The organism is Tabrizicola piscis (assembly GCF_003940805.1).
Lineage (GTDB): Bacteria > Pseudomonadota > Alphaproteobacteria > Rhodobacterales > Rhodobacteraceae > Tabrizicola > Tabrizicola piscis.
Genome location: NZ_CP034328.1, coordinates 590,806 through 605,473, shown reverse-complemented (window position 1 = coordinate 605,473; position 14,668 = coordinate 590,806). Strand labels below are relative to the sequence as shown.

General features: G+C 66.3%; 17 protein-coding genes and 1 tRNA gene. 9 read left to right on the top strand and 9 right to left on the bottom strand.

Going from position 1 to position 14,668, the window contains the following annotated elements:
• Window positions 1-13: 13 nt before the first annotated feature.
• Complete coding sequence (locus EI545_RS02870; protein ID WP_125324070.1) at window positions 14-496, top strand: RidA family protein; 483 nt, start codon at window positions 14-16, stop codon at window positions 494-496.
• Window positions 497-521: 25 nt separating this feature from the next.
• Here the strand turns inward: EI545_RS02870 and EI545_RS02865 are convergent, their stop codons facing one another.
• Complete coding sequence (locus EI545_RS02865) at window positions 522-785, bottom strand: hypothetical protein (protein ID WP_125324069.1); 264 nt, start codon at window positions 783-785, stop codon at window positions 522-524.
• A 47-nt stretch (window positions 786-832) separates the two neighbouring features.
• Between EI545_RS02865 and EI545_RS02860 the strand changes: the two genes are divergently transcribed.
• Entirely contained in the window at window positions 833-1,699 is an 867-nt protein-coding gene (locus tag EI545_RS02860; protein WP_125324068.1) for a LysR substrate-binding domain-containing protein, read from the top strand.
• An 11-nt stretch (window positions 1,700-1,710) separates the two neighbouring features.
• Here the strand turns inward: EI545_RS02860 and EI545_RS02855 are convergent, their stop codons facing one another.
• Together EI545_RS02855 and EI545_RS02850 are read right to left on the bottom strand one after the other, a co-directional pair.
• Window positions 1,711-2,460, bottom strand: coding sequence for an NYN domain-containing protein (locus EI545_RS02855; RefSeq protein ID WP_125324067.1), 750 nt, complete (start codon window positions 2,458-2,460; stop codon window positions 1,711-1,713).
• Window positions 2,460-3,590 carry an S-(hydroxymethyl)glutathione dehydrogenase/class III alcohol dehydrogenase gene (locus EI545_RS02850; RefSeq protein WP_125324066.1) on the bottom strand — a complete coding sequence of 377 codons (1,131 nt, stop codon included), beginning with the start codon at window positions 3,588-3,590 and terminating at the stop codon, window positions 2,460-2,462. Before EI545_RS02850 ends, EI545_RS02855 begins: the two co-directional genes overlap by 1 nt.
• Before the next feature lie 72 nt (window positions 3,591-3,662).
• Between EI545_RS02850 and EI545_RS02845 the strand changes: the two genes are divergently transcribed.
• From EI545_RS02845 to EI545_RS02835, 3 genes are read left to right on the top strand one after another with little or no spacing between them, the layout of a single operon-like run.
• Window positions 3,663-3,938 (top strand): I78 family peptidase inhibitor, encoded by a 276-nt coding sequence (locus EI545_RS02845; RefSeq protein ID WP_125324065.1) that lies wholly within the window; start codon window positions 3,663-3,665, stop codon window positions 3,936-3,938.
• On the top strand, window positions 3,935-4,192 hold the full coding sequence (locus tag EI545_RS02840) for an I78 family peptidase inhibitor (RefSeq protein ID WP_125324064.1): 258 nt from the start codon (window positions 3,935-3,937) through the stop codon (window positions 4,190-4,192). Before EI545_RS02845 ends, EI545_RS02840 begins: the two co-directional genes overlap by 4 nt.
• The gene (locus tag EI545_RS02835; protein ID WP_125324063.1) at window positions 4,192-4,452 is read left to right on the top strand and encodes a hypothetical protein; all 261 of its coding nucleotides are present in this window, start codon (window positions 4,192-4,194) and stop codon (window positions 4,450-4,452) included. The genes EI545_RS02840 and EI545_RS02835 overlap by 1 nt, the downstream gene beginning before the upstream one ends.
• Window positions 4,453-4,504: 52 nt before the next feature.
• Here EI545_RS02835 and EI545_RS02830 read toward each other — a convergent pair whose 3' ends face one another.
• Window positions 4,505-4,945 (bottom strand): c-type cytochrome, encoded by a 441-nt coding sequence (locus tag EI545_RS02830; protein WP_125324062.1) that lies wholly within the window; start codon window positions 4,943-4,945, stop codon window positions 4,505-4,507.
• Between the two features lie 176 nt (window positions 4,946-5,121).
• Between EI545_RS02830 and EI545_RS02825 the strand changes: the two genes are divergently transcribed.
• From EI545_RS02825 to EI545_RS02810, 4 genes are all read left to right on the top strand, one after another.
• On the top strand, window positions 5,122-6,849 hold the full coding sequence (locus EI545_RS02825; RefSeq protein ID WP_125327212.1) for a Y-family DNA polymerase: 1,728 nt from the start codon (window positions 5,122-5,124) through the stop codon (window positions 6,847-6,849).
• 161 nt (window positions 6,850-7,010) lie between these two features.
• Window positions 7,011-8,267: an RNA polymerase factor sigma-54 gene (locus EI545_RS02820; protein WP_125324061.1), complete on the top strand. Its 1,257-nt coding sequence runs from the start codon at window positions 7,011-7,013 to the stop codon at window positions 8,265-8,267.
• Between the two features lie 75 nt (window positions 8,268-8,342).
• Window positions 8,343-10,343: a hydantoinase/oxoprolinase N-terminal domain-containing protein gene (locus EI545_RS02815; protein ID WP_125324060.1), complete on the top strand. Its 2,001-nt coding sequence runs from the start codon at window positions 8,343-8,345 to the stop codon at window positions 10,341-10,343.
• A gap of 84 nt (window positions 10,344-10,427) precedes the next feature.
• Window positions 10,428-10,504 (top strand) — tRNA-Met (locus EI545_RS02810).
• Window positions 10,505-10,631: 127 nt separating this feature from the next.
• Here the strand turns inward: EI545_RS02810 and EI545_RS02805 are convergent.
• The 5 genes from EI545_RS02805 to EI545_RS02785 form a co-directional block, all read right to left on the bottom strand.
• Window positions 10,632-10,907 (bottom strand): preprotein translocase subunit YajC, encoded by a 276-nt coding sequence (locus EI545_RS02805; protein ID WP_125324059.1) that lies wholly within the window; start codon window positions 10,905-10,907, stop codon window positions 10,632-10,634.
• Window positions 10,908-11,052: 145 nt separating this feature from the next.
• Window positions 11,053-11,808, bottom strand: a complete 756-nt coding sequence (locus EI545_RS02800) for an SDR family NAD(P)-dependent oxidoreductase (protein WP_125324058.1) — start codon at window positions 11,806-11,808, stop codon at window positions 11,053-11,055.
• Window positions 11,798-12,625 carry an ABC transporter permease gene (locus EI545_RS02795; protein WP_125324057.1) on the bottom strand — a complete coding sequence of 276 codons (828 nt, stop codon included), beginning with the start codon at window positions 12,623-12,625 and terminating at the stop codon, window positions 11,798-11,800. Before EI545_RS02795 ends, EI545_RS02800 begins: the two co-directional genes overlap by 11 nt.
• Before the next feature lie 10 nt (window positions 12,626-12,635).
• Window positions 12,636-13,487, bottom strand: a complete 852-nt coding sequence (locus EI545_RS02790) for an ABC transporter permease (protein WP_125324056.1) — start codon at window positions 13,485-13,487, stop codon at window positions 12,636-12,638.
• Between the two features lie 5 nt (window positions 13,488-13,492).
• Window positions 13,493-14,650: an ABC transporter substrate-binding protein gene (locus tag EI545_RS02785; protein WP_125324055.1), complete on the bottom strand. Its 1,158-nt coding sequence runs from the start codon at window positions 14,648-14,650 to the stop codon at window positions 13,493-13,495.
• Between the last annotated feature and the right edge of the window lie 18 nt (window positions 14,651-14,668).

Here is a 14,668-nt window from a genome sequence, read left to right as displayed (position 1 = left end):
AAAGGAGCACAGCATGACTTCACCTGAACGCCTTGCCATCGAGATGGGTCTTGATATCCCGGATTTTGACCTGACCGGGTATTACGGTGCCGACTATGGCACGATGAAACCCTATCACCGGGTTGGCAGCCTGCTGTTCCTGTCGGGCCATGTGGCGCAGATCGGGACCGAGATCACCCACAAGGGGCGGCTTGGCGCTGGGCTTGCGACCGAGGACGGCTATCTTGCGGCGCGGCGGACCGGGCTGAACGTGCTGGGCGGCATCCGGCAGGCGGTGGGGTCGCTGGACCAGGTGAAGAGCATCGTGCGCAGCCTGAACTTCGTCGTCTGCACGCCGGAGTATGAGGAGGTGCACAAGGTGTCCTCCGGCCTGTCGGACCTGTTCGTGGAGGTCTTCGGCCGCGAACGCGGGCTTGGCGGTCGGGCGACGATCGGGGTGATGGCACTGGCGGGCGGGGTGTGCTTTGAAACCTGGGTCACGGTCGAGGTCGACTGAGGCGACCTTAGGAAAGGGCTTGTCGCTAGAGCGTCTGGTCCGTGCAGGCTTGTGGCGGCGGATTTATGGAGCGGCGATTGACTAGGCTGCGCAGCAGGGCAACGCGCTTGCGCCACACTTCGCGCCGGGCAGCGCGGGCGAGGGCGGCAAGCTCGGCCTGGTGGTGGGCGTGCGGGTCCCTTGGGCGGCCATCGGGATGGTGCGGTGTGGTGCCGAGGAGGTCGAGGTTGACGCCGTGCATGGCTTTCGTCCCGTTGGTTGGAATAGTGCAGGGAATGCCACGAAACATGCGATACTCCGAATCAGGAAAATGCTTGGGACGAAAGCTGAGGTTACATGTCACGCTGGCGGGATCTTCCCTCACTCTCCCTTTTGCGGGCGTTTGACGCCACCGCGCGGCACGGCAGCTTTGCCGAGGCCGGGCGGGCGCTGAACGTGACCCATGCGGCGGTGACGCAGGCCGTTCGGGGGCTGGAGGCGGATCTGGGCGTCGCGCTGGTGCGGCGGTCGGGGCGGACGGTCGCCCTGACCGAGGCGGGCGAGGCGCTGGCCCGCAGCCTTGCCGAGGGGTTCGGGGCGATTGCCCAAGGGATCGAGGATCTGCGCCAGCGCGAGACGCGGCGCGTCCTGCGGGTGGCGACCACGACCTTCATCGCCGAGACCCATATCATGCCGCGTCTGCCCGAATTCTGGGCCCGCCATCCGGGGGTGGAGGTTGCGATGTCGCCCAGCCCGGCGCTGGCCGAATTCCAGCGCGACGGCTTTGATCTGGCGATCCGGGCCTTGTCAGAAGGGTGGACCGCCCGGCCGGGTGAGGAAATCCGCCCGCTGGCCCGTGTGCCCCTGCTTGCCGTCGCAACGCCCGAGATGGCTCGTTCCGGTGTCGCACCGCAGGATATGCCGTGGATCGTCGGGGCGGACAGTCCGTGGGAACATGCGCAGCTTGAACAGGCGGGCCTCGACATTGCGCGGATGCGGCGGGTTCAACTGGGCAGCCCGCATCTGGAGATGTCGGCAGCCCGGCAAGGCCTTGGCGCGGGACTTGCGACCGAGATCATCTGCCGGGCCGATCTGCAGGCAGGGCGGCTGGTAGATCTTGGGCTGAAGGGCCTGCCGATGGTGACCTATGCGGTCGTCCTGCCGGAAGGCGCCAGACGCGCGGCGGTGGAGCAGTTCGCCGACTGGCTGGCGACGATCTTCTGACCTTCAGGCCTTCAAGCGATGTCGCGGACCATCACCTGATTGCCATCCTTGCGCACCTCGAACCGTTTGGTCAGCCGCTTCACCAGGTCCGAGAGGCGCGCACTGCCATAGGTGCGGGGGTCGAAATCGGGGTCAGCGCGGACCATGTATTGGCCAAGCTGCCCAAGCGAATACCATTCGCCGTCGGGGTCGATGTTGGTCATCGCCTTGCGGATCAGAGGGATCGCCTCGGTTTCCGGACGCTTGACGGGGGCTGGGGTGGGTTCGGCCTTTGCGGCGGCGGCTGGTTTCGGCTCGCGCGCCACTTCGGGTGTGGCATCGTCGATGATGTTTTCGATCAGGATGAAGCGATTGCAGACCTTGCGCAGGCTTTCCGGGGTCTTGGCTTCGCCGATGCCCACCACCTCCAGCCCTTCTTCGCGGATGCGGCTGGCGAGGCGGGTGAAGTCGCTGTCTGACGACACCAGCACGAAGCCATCGAACTTGCCCTGATGCAGGATGTCCATCGCGTCGATCACAAGGCCGATGTCGCTGGCGTTCTTGCCCTTGGTGTTGGCCGATTGCTGGTGCATCACCAACCCAAGGTCGCGGGCCTGGTTCTTCCAGCCGGCAAGCTGCTGGCTGGACCAGTCACCATAGACGCGGCGCAGGGCCGGTTCGCCTATGGTGCTGATTTCCTTCAGGATCGCCTCGGCATGGCGGGCCAGCACATTGTCGGCGTCGATCAGGACGGCCAGCAGTTTCGCCCCGTCGCGGGCCATCAGAACACCACGACCGAGCGGATCGATTTGCCTTCATGCATCAGATCGAAGCCCTTGTTGATATCCTCAAGCTTGAGGATGTGGGTGATCATGCTGTCGATCTCGATCTTGCCGTCCATGTACCAGTCGACGATCTTTGGCACGTCGGTGCGACCGCGTGCGCCGCCAAAGGCGGTGCCTTTCCAGATGCGTCCGGTTACCAACTGGAAAGGGCGGGTCTCGATCACCGCGCCCGCCGGGGCGACGCCGATCACGATGGACTGGCCCCAGCCACGGTGGGTGCATTCAAGCGCCGCGCGCATCACCTTGACGTTACCGGTGCAGTCGAACGAGTAGTCGACTCCGCCGATCTTGTCGAAAGGCGTCTTGGTCATGTTGACAAGGTGGGCGACGATGTCGCCGTCAATCTTGGTCGGGTTGACGAAATGGGTCATGCCGAACTTCCGGCCCCATTCTTCCTTGTCGTCATTGATGTCGACGCCGATGATCTTGTCGGCCCCGGCCATCTTCAGGCCCTGGATGACGTTGAGGCCGATGCCGCCAAGGCCAAAGACGGCGGCGGTGGCCCCGGCTTCCACATTGGCGGTGTTCAGGACGGCGCCGACGCCGGTGGTGACGCCGCAGCCGATGTAGCAGATCTTGTCGAAGGGCGCGTCATCGCGGACCTTGGCCAGCGCGATTTCTGGCAGGACGGTGTGGTTGGCGAAGGTGGAGCAGCCCATGTAGTGATAGATTGGCGTGCCATCCAGCATCGAAAACCGGGTGGTGCCGTCGGGCATTAGCCCCTTGCCCTGGGTGTCGCGGATCGCGGTGCAGAGGTTGGTCTTGCGCGACAGGCAAGAGGGGCATTCGCGGCATTCGGGGGTGTAAAGCGGGATGACATGGTCGCCCGGTTTCAGGCTTTTGACCCCGGGGCCGCATTTGACGACAACGCCCGCGCCTTCGTGGCCAAGGATTGCCGGGAAGAGGCCTTCGGGGTCGGCCCCCGACAGGGTGAATTCGTCGGTATGGCAGATGCCGGTGGCCTTGATTTCGATCAGAACCTCGCCCTCACGCGGGTCGTCAAGGTTCACCTCCATGATCTGCAACGGTTTTCCGGCGGCGACGGCGACGGCGGCACGGGTGCGCATGTGGTATTCCTTCCCTTATGCTTTTTCCCAAGCTGTGCCAAACTGGGCCGGAATGCAATTGAGGATACGACGATGAAACATGCTCTTGTTGCCCTTGCCGTCGCGCCGCTGCTGCTGTCGGCTTGCGTGGTGGTGGACCCCGGGCCGGTGGACCAGACGGATCAATGTGGCGCGTCGGACCTGCAGTATCTGGTGGGCAAGCCCGCCGTGCTGCTGGACGGGATGCGCTTTTCGCAAGAGGTGCGGGTGATCCAGCCGGGGATGGCGGTGACGATGGACTTTCGCGGTGACCGGCTGAACTTCTGGCTGAACGACCGTGACGTGATCGAGCGGGTGATCTGCGGATGAGGGGTGTGGTGCTGGCGCTGGCGATGGTGCTGGCAGGCTGTGTTTCAGCTGACGCACCGGACCAGAATGCCTGCGGTGCGGCTGGGATGCAGTCGCTGGTCGGGCAGGGGCGTGACGTGCTGGCGGCGATGACCCTGCCGCAAGGCACCCGGGTGATCGAACCCGGCATGGCGATCACCGAGGATTATCGGGCAGACCGGCTGAACCTTGATCTGGACGCTGGTGGCCGGATCACCCGGGTCTGGTGCGGCTGATGCGGGGGCCGGCGTCAGGCTTGGCGCTGGCGGTGCTGGCAGGCTGCGTCAGCAGCACGGCAGGGCCGGAGTGCCGCGATCCTGCCTTGCAGGGGCTGGTCGGACAGCCGCTGTCTGCGCTGGCGGCGCGGGTGCCTGATGGCAGCTACAAGGTGGATTACCCCCTGCCGGATGGCACTGTGACGCTTGAGGATTTCCCCGACCGGCTGCGCGTGTCGGTGGACGAAAGCGATGTGATCCTCGGCCTTGGATGCGGATGACAAAAGGCCCCGGTCGGATGACCGGGGCCTTTTTCGTGCCGTGTCAGGTTGATTACTTCATCACGCGGTAGGTGGTGTGGCAGTCCTTGCAGGTGCCGCCGATGGCCCCCATGCCCGCGCCGATGGTTTCTGCCGAGGCGACGTCGACTGCACTAGCGGCGTCACCAAGGGCTTTCGCCTTGACCAGGAAATCTTCCCAGTTGGTCCAGATCTCGGGCTTGGCTTCCGAGGCCGGATCGGCGGCGCCCTGTTCCATGAAGGTCGCCTCGATCTTGGCCGAGGCGTCGATCAGCGCCGCTTTGGCGCCTTCGGCTTTGGCCGCGTCAAAGGGCTCCTTGCCGCTGGCCATGTTGCCAAGGATGCCGGTGTTCATGCCGACCGTCTTCATCAGGTCAGACCGCGCAATCGCGTTCGGGTCGGTGGGGTCTTCCTGGGCGAAGGCTGCACCGGCGGCCAGAACGGCCCCGATCGCGAAGGCTTTGATCAATTTCATTCTTCTGGCTCCATGCTGGACATTCCGGGCAACTATAGGCGTGGCAAACTGTCACGGAAGCCGGTTTGTGCAGGCGCAACGCGGCCTCACGCGATTGTCATCCTGATGCGGGACTCGACTTTGCGGGAAAGCGGTGGCAGGAACTGGAACAATAGGGGAACATGAAAGGCAAAGGCATGGCGGCGCGGCGCATCCTGTCGCTTTGGTTTCCACGGCTGGCGGCAGAGCGTGTGCAGCGCCTGCGCCGGGATGTGGTGCCCGCCCCCTTGGTCGTGGTGGGCGATGTTGGTGGGGCGCAGGTCCTGACGTCAGTCTCGGCCGAGGCGGAGGCGGTGGGCCTGCGCGAAGGGCAGGGCCTGCGCGATGCCACGGCGATCTATCCGAACCTGCTGACGGCCCCTGCCGATCCCTTGAACGAGGCGCGGTTTCTGGCGGTGATGCGGCGCTGGGCGGGGCGGTTTTCGCCTTGGGTGGCGGAAGAGGCGCCGGCAGGGCTGATGATCGACCTTAGCGGGACGGCGCATCTTTTCGGCGGTGAGGGTGCGGTGCTGGCCCAGGTCTTTCAGGATTGCGCCGACATGGGGCTGACGGTACGGGCGGGGATTGCCGACACGCCGGGGGCCGCCTGGGGGTTGGCGCGCTATGCGCAGGCACGGATGGCGCCCCCGCTGGCTTCGGGGCGATCAGGCGATGCAATTGACCAGGAGGCGCGGGCCACCCGGTCGCGCGCGGCCAAGCGGCGCGGGTGGGAGCGGGGGGGCAGTCCCCCGCAGCCAGCGGCAGCGAAGGGGGCGGAGGGGGCGGTGATCTCGCCCCCCGGGCGGGCGCGTGAGGCGCTGGTCGATCTGCCGCTGGCCGCGCTGCGGCTTGAGGCCGAGGCCGTGGACCGGCTGATGCGGCTGGGTCTGCGCCGGGTGGGCGACATCATGGTGATCCCGCGCGCGGCCTTGGCGCGGCGCTTCGGGATGCAGACCCTGCGGCGGCTGGATCAGGCGATGGGGCTGGAGCCGGAGCCGGTCAGCCCGGCGCGCCCGCCGATGCATTTCGCGGTACGGCTGACGTTTCCCGATCCGATCGGGCTGCGATCGGATGTCGAGGCGGGGCTGGACCGGCTGCTGGCGCCCTTGTGCGCGCAGTTGCGCGCCAAGGGCCGGGGGGTGCGGCGGCTGGCGGTGCAGGCGTTCCGGGCCGATGGTGGGGTGGCCATGGTCGAGGTGGGGCTGGCCCGCGCAGCCGACAGCCCGGATCGCCTTCGCCCGCTGATCCATCTGAAGCTGGAGCAGATCGACGCGGGCTTTGGCATTGATTGCCTGCGGCTTGAGGCGCTGGCGACCGAGGCTGTGACAGCGCAGCAGCACCGCGGCCAGATCGACGCAACGCAGAGTGCCATGGCGGGGGCGGCTTCTGGGGCGGCTTCGGGCGTGGGGCAGGGCGCGGGTCAGGGAGCGGCCCATGCGCTGGACGATCTGATCGGGCGCTTGGGGGCGCGACTGGGGCATGAGGCGATCACGCGGCTGCATCCGGCGGACAGCCATGTGCCTGCGAAGGCCGCGCAGGTGCTGATGGCGGCATGGAGTGTGGCGCATGACGGGCCATGGCCTGCGGCCCCCGGTCCCCGACCGCTGCTGCTGATGCGCCCCGAGCCGGTGGACGTGTCTGGCCCCATGGAGGGCCGATCTGATCCGCCCCCGCGGTTCCGTTGGCGGCGGCGGGAATATGCAGTGCGCATGGCGGTGGGACCGGAGCGGTTGCAACCCGAATGGTGGCTGGAAGACCCCGACTGGCGCAGCGGCGCGCGGGACTACTGGCGGATCGAGGCTGAGGACGGTGAGCGGTTGTGGCTGTTCTTTGGTCAGGGCGGCGCGGTGAATGACGGCTGGTATTGCGAGGGGGTGTTCAGCTGACACCCCTCTGCCGCCCAACGCTGCGAGCCGGAGTTTTCAAAAACTCCGGACCGGAGCCTTTGAAGGCTCCGCTGCGATTTCCTTGAAGAAATCGCGCGCCCGGCGCCGGACTTGCGGACGGTGCCGGTCCGTGTGAACCATCGGCAAAGGGGCAGGGTTCGATGAAGTCCAGAAACCGCATCTCGATCCAGCAGACGCAGCGGTTGAAGCTGACGATGGGGCTTGCGACGTCGATCCGCATCCTGCGCAGCGATGCGCAGGGCCTGTCGCGCTATCTGGAGGAACAGGCGGCGGAAAACCCGCAACTGGTGCTGACACGGGCCTCGGGGCAGGACTGGTTGCCACGCTGGAAGTCGGCGCTGGGGGCCGGGGCCGAACCGCCGGAGCAGGCGGCGGCGGGGGCCAGCCTTGTGTCACATGTCTTCGGCATGATCGCCGGGCTCGACCTCTCCCCGCGTGAGGCGCGCATCGCCGATGCCTTGGCCGACGCGTTGGAGCCTTCCGGCTGGCTGGGGCAAAGCCCGACGGCCATTGCCGCGCGGATCGGGGTGGGGCTGGCCGATGTCGAACTGATGCTGCGCCGATTGCAGGCCCGTGCGGAGCCGACCGGGCTTTTCGCCCGCAATCTGGCCGAGTGTCTGCGCCTGCAAGCCGAAGATGCGGACGAGATGGACGCCATCATGGCCGCGGTGCTGGACCGGCTTGATCTGGTCGCCCGGGGCGAGATTGACCGTCTTGCCCGCGAAACCGGGGTGTCGCCAGATGCCGTGCGCCTGCGGATCGGTCGCCTGCGCGGCTATGACCCAAAGCCTGGCGCCGGGTTCGAACCCTATGCGGCACCGATCCGCGAGCCGGACCTTGTGGCGGAAAAGGGGGCCTCGGGCTGGACGGTGGCGATCAACCGGTCGGCCTTGCCATCGGTCTCGCTGGCCGAAGGGAAGGGGCCGGGCCGGGCCGAGGCGCGCGCGATCCTGCGCATGGTCGAGGGGCGGAATGTCACGCTTCTTGCTGTCGGGCAGGAGATTCTGGTCAGGCAGGTCGCGGCGCTGGAGGAAGGCATGGGCGCGCTGGTGCCGATGACCATGGCGGATGTCGCGGTGTCGGTTGGGCTGCATGAAAGCACCGTCAGCCGTGTCGTGGCCGGCACGGCAGTCGATACGCCCCGCGGCACATGGTGGCTGCGGGCCCTGTTCACCCAGGCCACGCAAGAGGGTGGCCCTGCCGCCGGTGCCCTGCGCGACCGGCTGGCCCAGTTGATCGCCGCCGAAGACCCGCGCGCGCCGCTGAGCGACGCGGCGCTGGCCGTGGCGCTGTCGGGAACCGGCGCGCCGCTGGCACGGCGGACGGTTGCGAAGTACCGCACGATGCTGAAATTGCCCACGGCGGCGCGTCGCAAGCGGCGGTCCCCCGACGGGTGATGTCGTTTCCGGGGCTGACAGGACGGTGCGGCTGCTCTAGCTGGCAGATCAGCAGACAAGCACGGGGCGCGCAGCATGGCCTATTTTCTGGGTGTCGATACCGGTGGCACCTATACCGATGCGGTGATCCTTGATGAAGGCGCGAACCTGATCCTTGGCAAGGCCAAGGCGCTGACCAGCCGGCACGATCTGGCGGTGGGCATCGGGCAGGCGGTGGATGCGGCGATTGCCGCAGCGGGCGTGGCCGTGGGCGATGTGGCGCTGGTGTCCCTGTCCACCACGCTGGCCACGAATGCGCTGGTCGAGGGGCAGGGCGCGCGGGTGGCGCTGGTCTTCATCGGCTTTGATGCGGGGGACCTTGGCCGCGGCGGGCTGACCGAAGCGCTGAAGGGCGATCCGGTGCTGCAACTGCCCGGCGGGCACACCCATGCCGGAACCGAAGCCGTGCCGCTGGACCTGACCGCGCTGGAGGCGGGGGTCCGCGCCCTGGGCGAGGAGGTCAGCGGTTTCGCCGTCGCCGCGCGCTTTGCCACGCGCAACCCGGCGCATGAGCTGGCCGCGCGCGACATGATCCGCCGGGTGACCGGGCGACCGGTGACCTGCAGCCATGAGCTGTCCGCCAATCTCAACGGTCCGAAGCGGGCCCTGACAGCGGTCTTGAACGCGCGGCTGATCGGGATGATCGACCGGCTGGTCGCGGCCTGTGAGCGGCACCTGCAGGAAGTGGGCATTGATGCGCCCCTGATGGTCGTGCGTGGCGACGGGGCGCTGATCTCGGCGGCCATGGTGCGCGAGCGCCCGATCGAGACGATCCTGTCCGGCCCTGCCGCAAGCATCGTCGGCGCGCGCTGGTTGACGGGGGCCTCGGACGCCTTGGTCAGCGACATCGGCGGGACGACGACGGATGTGGCCCTGCTGCGCGACGGTCTGCCGGAGATTGACCCCGAAGGTGCGCGCGTCGGCGGCTTTCGCACCATGGTCGAGGCGGTGGCGATGCGCACGACCGGCCTTGGCGGCGACAGCGAGGTGCATCTGGTGACTGAAGGCCTGACCGGCGGTCTGCGGCTGGGCCCGCGGCGGTTGATCCCGGTGTCGCTGTTGGCGGTGGACCATGGCCCGATGGTGCACGCGGCCCTTGACCGCTGGCTGTCGGCTGATGCGGTGGGTGAAATGGATGGCCGCTTTGTCGTGCCGATGTCGGGCCAGCGCGGCGGGCTGTCCGCGCGAGAACTGGCGGTGCTGGACCGGATTGACCGGCCGATGACCATGGCGGCGGCGCTGACCTCACGTCTTGAGGTGGCAGCGCTGGAACGGCTGGTGGCGCGGGGTCTGGTGATGATCTCGGGCGTCACCCCGTCGGATGCGGCGCATGTGATGGGGCGGCTTGACGCATGGGACGGGACAGCGGCGGAAAAGGCACTGCAGCTGATCGCGCGGCGGCGGACCGGGGCAGGCGAACGCTTTGCGACGGGTCCGCAGCCCTTTGCGCAAGCCGTGGTCGACCAACTGACCCAGCAGACCGTCGATTGCCTGCTGGAAGCGGCCTTTGGCGAGGATGCGGCTTTCGCGGACAGGGTGCCGGAAGACCTCGCGCGGCACCCCCTCGCGGTGGCTGGTCTTGCGCAGCATCGCGGCGTGGTCGAAGTGTCGCTGCGGCTTGGCGTGCCGGTGATCGGGCTTGGGGCCTCAGCTCCCGCCTGGTACGGCGCGGTCGGGGACCGGCTGGGCTGCAAGATGATCCTGCCCGAACACGCGGGCGTCGCCAATGCGATCGGGGCGGTTGCGGGCCAGATCAGCCAGCGGGCGCAGGCGGTAGTCTCCTCCCCGGCCGAGGGGCGCTTCGTCGCGCATCTGGCGCGCGGCGTCGAAGTGTTCACCACGGCCGAAGCCGCGCTTTCGGCGGTCGAAGCGGTGCTGGTGGCCGAAGCGTCCGACCGTGCGCGGCAGGCGGGGGCGGTGGACCTGCGCCTGACCGTCGACCGCGCCGTCAAGGAGGTTGAGATCGAGGGTCGGCAGATGTTCATCGAGGCGATGGTGACCGCTACCGCCTCGGGCCGGCCAAGGGTGGCGCGCTAGCGGCCAAGCTGCCGTGCAATACGCTGATCAAGTGCCGATTGACCCTTGACCTTGGCCGCCAGCGCCCTTAATCCGCCCCGCAGTGGCTAGGTAGCTCAGCTGGTTAGAGCACGCGACTCATAATCGCGGGGTCGGGGGTTCGAGTCCCCCCCTCGCCACCACTTTCCACCATAATGAAAGCGGTTGGCATCCGAACGCATCGGCTGGAGTGTCGCCAGTCTGGCCGCCGACCGATGCATCGATCCGAAACCTGAAGCCTTGGCGTTGGCCCGAAAGGGCCTGTGCCAGTCAGGTCTCGTGCTCGATATGGCTAAGATCGGTCAGGTGCTCGGTCGATTTCCCGCGGCACGCCCATGAGATCACGGCGTCATGGCCTGCGATCGAAATGATCACACCCGTAGGCCCGCCATGCGCACAGATGACCTCGTCACCTACGGCAAAGCCCTCGTCATGCGCCGCCGCAAGGGTCAGGCGCATGCTGTGCTCATTCACCCCGCCAGCCGCAAGGTATCCGGCTATCGAACGTTCAATCGACTCGCGCTTTTGAATGGTTGCTTCGGGCATGATGATTTCCTCCCAGCATGCTGAAGTGGACAATGATCACTGACATGCGAAAGAGTGCCGGAAACCGGGCGCAGATGCCTTGATCCACGTCAAGGGGCAGCCTGAGATGCGCTGGATGGTTGGACGATCGGATGCAGTTCCGCGCCTAGAGGCTTTCCCCGCCATCGATTACCAGCGCATGGCCAGTCATGAAGCTGGCAAGGTCCGAGGCGAGGTAGACGATGCTGGCCGCAATTTCATCGACGTCGGCCCAGCGTCCCATCGGGATGGACCGGGCCACATAGCCTTCCAACGCTGCCCGTCCGCCCATCTGCGCCTCAAACCCCCGGTTGAACGGGGTGTCGACAAAGCCGGGGCACAGGGCGTTGCAGCGGATATTGTCGGCGGCGTAGTCTGCTGCGATCTGCCGGGTCATGGCGATGACCGCGTGTTTTGTCGTGCAATAGGCGATCATGCCGCGGTCATACTGCACGCCGGAGTTTGACGCGGTGATGATGATCGACCCCTTTCCTTGGCGTTGCATATGCGGCATCGCCGCGCGGGCCGCGATGAAATGCGCCCGGACGTTCAGCCGCCATGAGGCATCCATGCCGTCCGGGCTGACCTCGGTCAGCCGGCCCGGCACCTGAATTCCGGCATGGGAATGCAAGATGTCCAGTCGGCCCCGCGCGGCAACGGCGTCTATCGCGGCCTGAACGGCGGCATCGTCGGCGGCGTCCAGCGCCATCGCCTCGGCCCGGCCCCCGGCTGCACGGATTTCCTCGGCCACGCCTTGCGCCCGCGCGCCGTCCAGATCAGTGACGGTGAGAACCGCCCCTTCCCGCGCCAGCGCCAGCGCCCCGGCCCGCCCAATGCCAGACCCGGCCCCGGTCAGAAACGCCACGCGTCCCTCAAGCAGCATCCGTGCCCCCGGTCTTTGGCCCACGCCGCAAGATCACTTGTGCTGCGATCAACAGGAGAAGCGACACCGCCAGGACCATGGTGCCGATGGCGTTGATTTCAGGCGTGACGCCGCGGCGGATCGAGGAAAAGACATAGATCGGCAAAGTGGTCTCGGACCCGGCGACGAAGAAGGCGATGATGAAATCGTCAAAGCTGAAGGTGAAGCTGAGCAGGAACCCCGCAAGGATCCCGGGAAATATCAAGGGCAGCGTGACTTGCCGGAACGTCGCCAAGGGGGGCGCATAAAGATCGGCTGAGGCTTCCATCAGGCTGCGGTCCATGCCTGCCAGCCGGGCGCGCAGGATGATGATGACCAGAGACATGGAAAACAGCGCGTGGGCCGCGATCAGCGATCCGTAGCCCATTGCCAGCTGCGGGGCCTGTCCCTCGGGCGCCAGACTGGCCAGCAGGGGGTTGATCCAGCCGAACAGCGTCACAAGGGCGATCAGCGTCGCAATGCCGATGACGATGCCGGGCACCATCACCGCCACATAGATCAGCGCATCGGCAACCATGCGCACGCGTCCCTTCATGCCTTGCAGGGCCAAAGCGGCCATCGTGCCGAACACGCTGGCGATCAGGGCCGAGGACAGGGCCACGACAAAGCTGTTCCACAGCGCCTCGATCACAAAGGGGTTGGACAGGGCCTTGCCATACCATTGCACCGAAAACCCGGTGAACTGGCTGGCATGGCGGCCCGCGTTGAAGCTGAAGATCGCGATGACCGCGATCGGCAGGTACAGGAACAGGTAGACGGCAAAGGCGTAAAGGCGCATCCCGGCCACCCTACATCAGCGCCACGTCATCGCGCACACCACCCATGCGGCGCATCAGCCACATGTAAAGCGACACGGTGACGAGCATGATGACAACCAGCGTGACGGCCACGGCGGCGCCAAAAGCCCAGTTGCGCGATTGCAGGAACAGATCGACCAGCGCATTGCCGATGAAGAACACCTTGCCGCCGCCCAGCATGGCGGGGATCAGAAACTCACCCATCAGAAGGATGAAGACCAGCATGCAGCCGGTGGCCACGCCCGGCAGCGACAGGGGCAGGGTCACCTGCAGGAAGCTGCGCAAGGGTGGCGCCCCAAGGTCTGCCGAGGCCTCCAAAAGGCGCTTGTCCAGCCGTTCAAGGCTGACATAGACCGGCAGGACCATCAGCGGCAGATAGCCGTAAACGATGCCCGTCAGCACGGCGAAGGGCGTGTTGATCAGACGGTAGCTGCCAAGCCCAAGCCATTCGATCAAGGCGGGCAGACCTTGCCCGCCAAGGATGAAGATCCACGCATAGCTGCGGATCAGGATGGAGGTCCAGAAGGGCACGATGACCAGGATCAGCAGGGTCGTTCGCCACTGCGGGCTGGCCCGCATCGCGAGGAAATACGCAAGCGGATAGGCGATGAGCAGCGACAGAAGCGTGCCCAGTGGCGCCAGCATCAGCGTGTTCAGAAAGGCCGTGCCGCGGGCGGGAAGGTTGGCGTATTGCGCGAAGGTGAAGGCGGGGACGTAGCCGCCCGCCGCCTCACGCTCGCCAAAGCTGAAGACAAGGACGAAGCACAGCGGCAGCACCAGCATGACGGCAAACCACAGCCCCGCGGGGGCCAGAAGAAGCCATGTGGAAAGCCGCCGCTGCATGAACTTTACGCCGACTTGAAGCGGGCCATCAGCTCGGCCCGGTTCGGATCGGTCAAGGTGGCTGCTGCGCCAAACTCCAGCGCGTTCAGGAGGTCTGCCGCGGGGTAGAGGATCGGATCGTTCAGCACCTCGGGCGGCAGAAGGGCGTTCACCCGGGCATCGGCCACCGGATAGCCGTGGAACAGCGCTTCCTTGGCGTTGACCTCGGGCGTCAGAAGGAAGTTGATCAGGGCATAGGCCGCCTCACGGTGCGGGGCACCCTTCGGAATGGCGTAGAAATCCGACCAAAGCTCACCGCCTTCGCGGCCAAGGACATAGGCAATCTCCGGCATGTCGCGGTTCAGCTGCTTGCCGTCGCCCGTCCAGCAGATCGTCATCCAGGCATCGCCCGACCGCATCGACGGCTGGTAGTCCGAATTGATCGCAAAGAGATGCGGCTTGGTGGCCAGCAAAAGCTCTTCCGCCTTGGCAAGTTCCGCAGGGTCGATCGAGTTGAACGAATAGCCAAAGGCCTTCAGCGCCGCACCGATGGTGGTCAGTTGATAGTCATGCACCATCGTCCGGCCCGAGAAGGTGGTCTGGGTCAGATCAAAGAACTCTTTCCAGGTGGCGGGCGTCGTGCCGCCGGTGTGGTTGGTGTTCACCGCAAAGCCGGTGGTCCCCCAGTTTTTCGGCACGGCGTAAAGCTTGCCATCCACCGTGCCGGGCCCGGCAAAGCGCTGGTCAAAGCTGGCGGCGTCGTAGTTGGGCAGCAGGGCCAGATCCAAAGGCTCGATCAGGTCCTGCTCGACATAGGTGGTGATGGTGTAGTTGGTCGGCACAAAGACATCCCAGCCCGAACCGCCCGCCTGCAGCTTGGCCAGCATTTCCTCGTTCGACCCGAAGACATTGACCTGCACGGCCGCCCCGGTTTCGGCGGTGAAGGCGTCGAAGTTGGCAGCGTCGTGATAGTTGGGCCAGGTCGCCAGCCCCACACGGTCGCCAATGCCTTGCGCCAAGGCCGCGCGCGGCAGAAGGCCGGGCATGGCAGCCCCCAGCACGGCGCTTGCGGCACCAAGGCCGGTCACGCCAAGGAAATGACGCCGGCTTACCGAGCCCTTTTGGTAGCGCCGCAGTTCTTCCATGAACTTCTGACGCGAGATGTGGTCAATCTTGTCGGTCATTGCTGAAATCTCCCTGTT

Excerpts from the sequence above, each read along its gene's own strand:
- EI545_RS02870 (WP_125324070.1), top strand. The coding sequence starts at position 14 with ATGACTTCACCTGAACGCCTTGCCATCGAGATGGGTCTTGATATCCCG.
- EI545_RS02865 (WP_125324069.1), bottom strand. The coding sequence starts at position 785 with ATGTTTCGTGGCATTCCCTGCACTATTCCAACCAACGGGACGAAAGCC.
- EI545_RS02860 (WP_125324068.1), top strand. The coding sequence starts at position 833 with ATGTCACGCTGGCGGGATCTTCCCTCACTCTCCCTTTTGCGGGCGTTT.
- EI545_RS02855 (WP_125324067.1), bottom strand. The coding sequence starts at position 2,460 with ATGGCCCGCGACGGGGCGAAACTGCTGGCCGTCCTGATCGACGCCGAC.
- EI545_RS02850 (WP_125324066.1), bottom strand. The coding sequence starts at position 3,590 with ATGCGCACCCGTGCCGCCGTCGCCGTCGCCGCCGGAAAACCGTTGCAG.
- EI545_RS02845 (WP_125324065.1), top strand. The coding sequence starts at position 3,663 with ATGAAACATGCTCTTGTTGCCCTTGCCGTCGCGCCGCTGCTGCTGTCG.
- EI545_RS02840 (WP_125324064.1), top strand. The coding sequence starts at position 3,935 with ATGAGGGGTGTGGTGCTGGCGCTGGCGATGGTGCTGGCAGGCTGTGTT.
- EI545_RS02835 (WP_125324063.1), top strand. The coding sequence starts at position 4,192 with ATGCGGGGGCCGGCGTCAGGCTTGGCGCTGGCGGTGCTGGCAGGCTGC.
- EI545_RS02830 (WP_125324062.1), bottom strand. The coding sequence starts at position 4,945 with ATGAAATTGATCAAAGCCTTCGCGATCGGGGCCGTTCTGGCCGCCGGT.
- EI545_RS02825 (WP_125327212.1), top strand. The coding sequence starts at position 5,122 with ATGGCGGCGCGGCGCATCCTGTCGCTTTGGTTTCCACGGCTGGCGGCA.
- EI545_RS02820 (WP_125324061.1), top strand. The coding sequence starts at position 7,011 with ATGAAGTCCAGAAACCGCATCTCGATCCAGCAGACGCAGCGGTTGAAG.
- EI545_RS02815 (WP_125324060.1), top strand. The coding sequence starts at position 8,343 with ATGGCCTATTTTCTGGGTGTCGATACCGGTGGCACCTATACCGATGCG.
- EI545_RS02805 (WP_125324059.1), bottom strand. The coding sequence starts at position 10,907 with ATGCCCGAAGCAACCATTCAAAAGCGCGAGTCGATTGAACGTTCGATA.
- EI545_RS02800 (WP_125324058.1), bottom strand. The coding sequence starts at position 11,808 with ATGCTGCTTGAGGGACGCGTGGCGTTTCTGACCGGGGCCGGGTCTGGC.
- EI545_RS02795 (WP_125324057.1), bottom strand. The coding sequence starts at position 12,625 with ATGCGCCTTTACGCCTTTGCCGTCTACCTGTTCCTGTACCTGCCGATC.
- EI545_RS02790 (WP_125324056.1), bottom strand. The coding sequence starts at position 13,487 with ATGCAGCGGCGGCTTTCCACATGGCTTCTTCTGGCCCCCGCGGGGCTG.
- EI545_RS02785 (WP_125324055.1), bottom strand. The coding sequence starts at position 14,650 with ATGACCGACAAGATTGACCACATCTCGCGTCAGAAGTTCATGGAAGAA.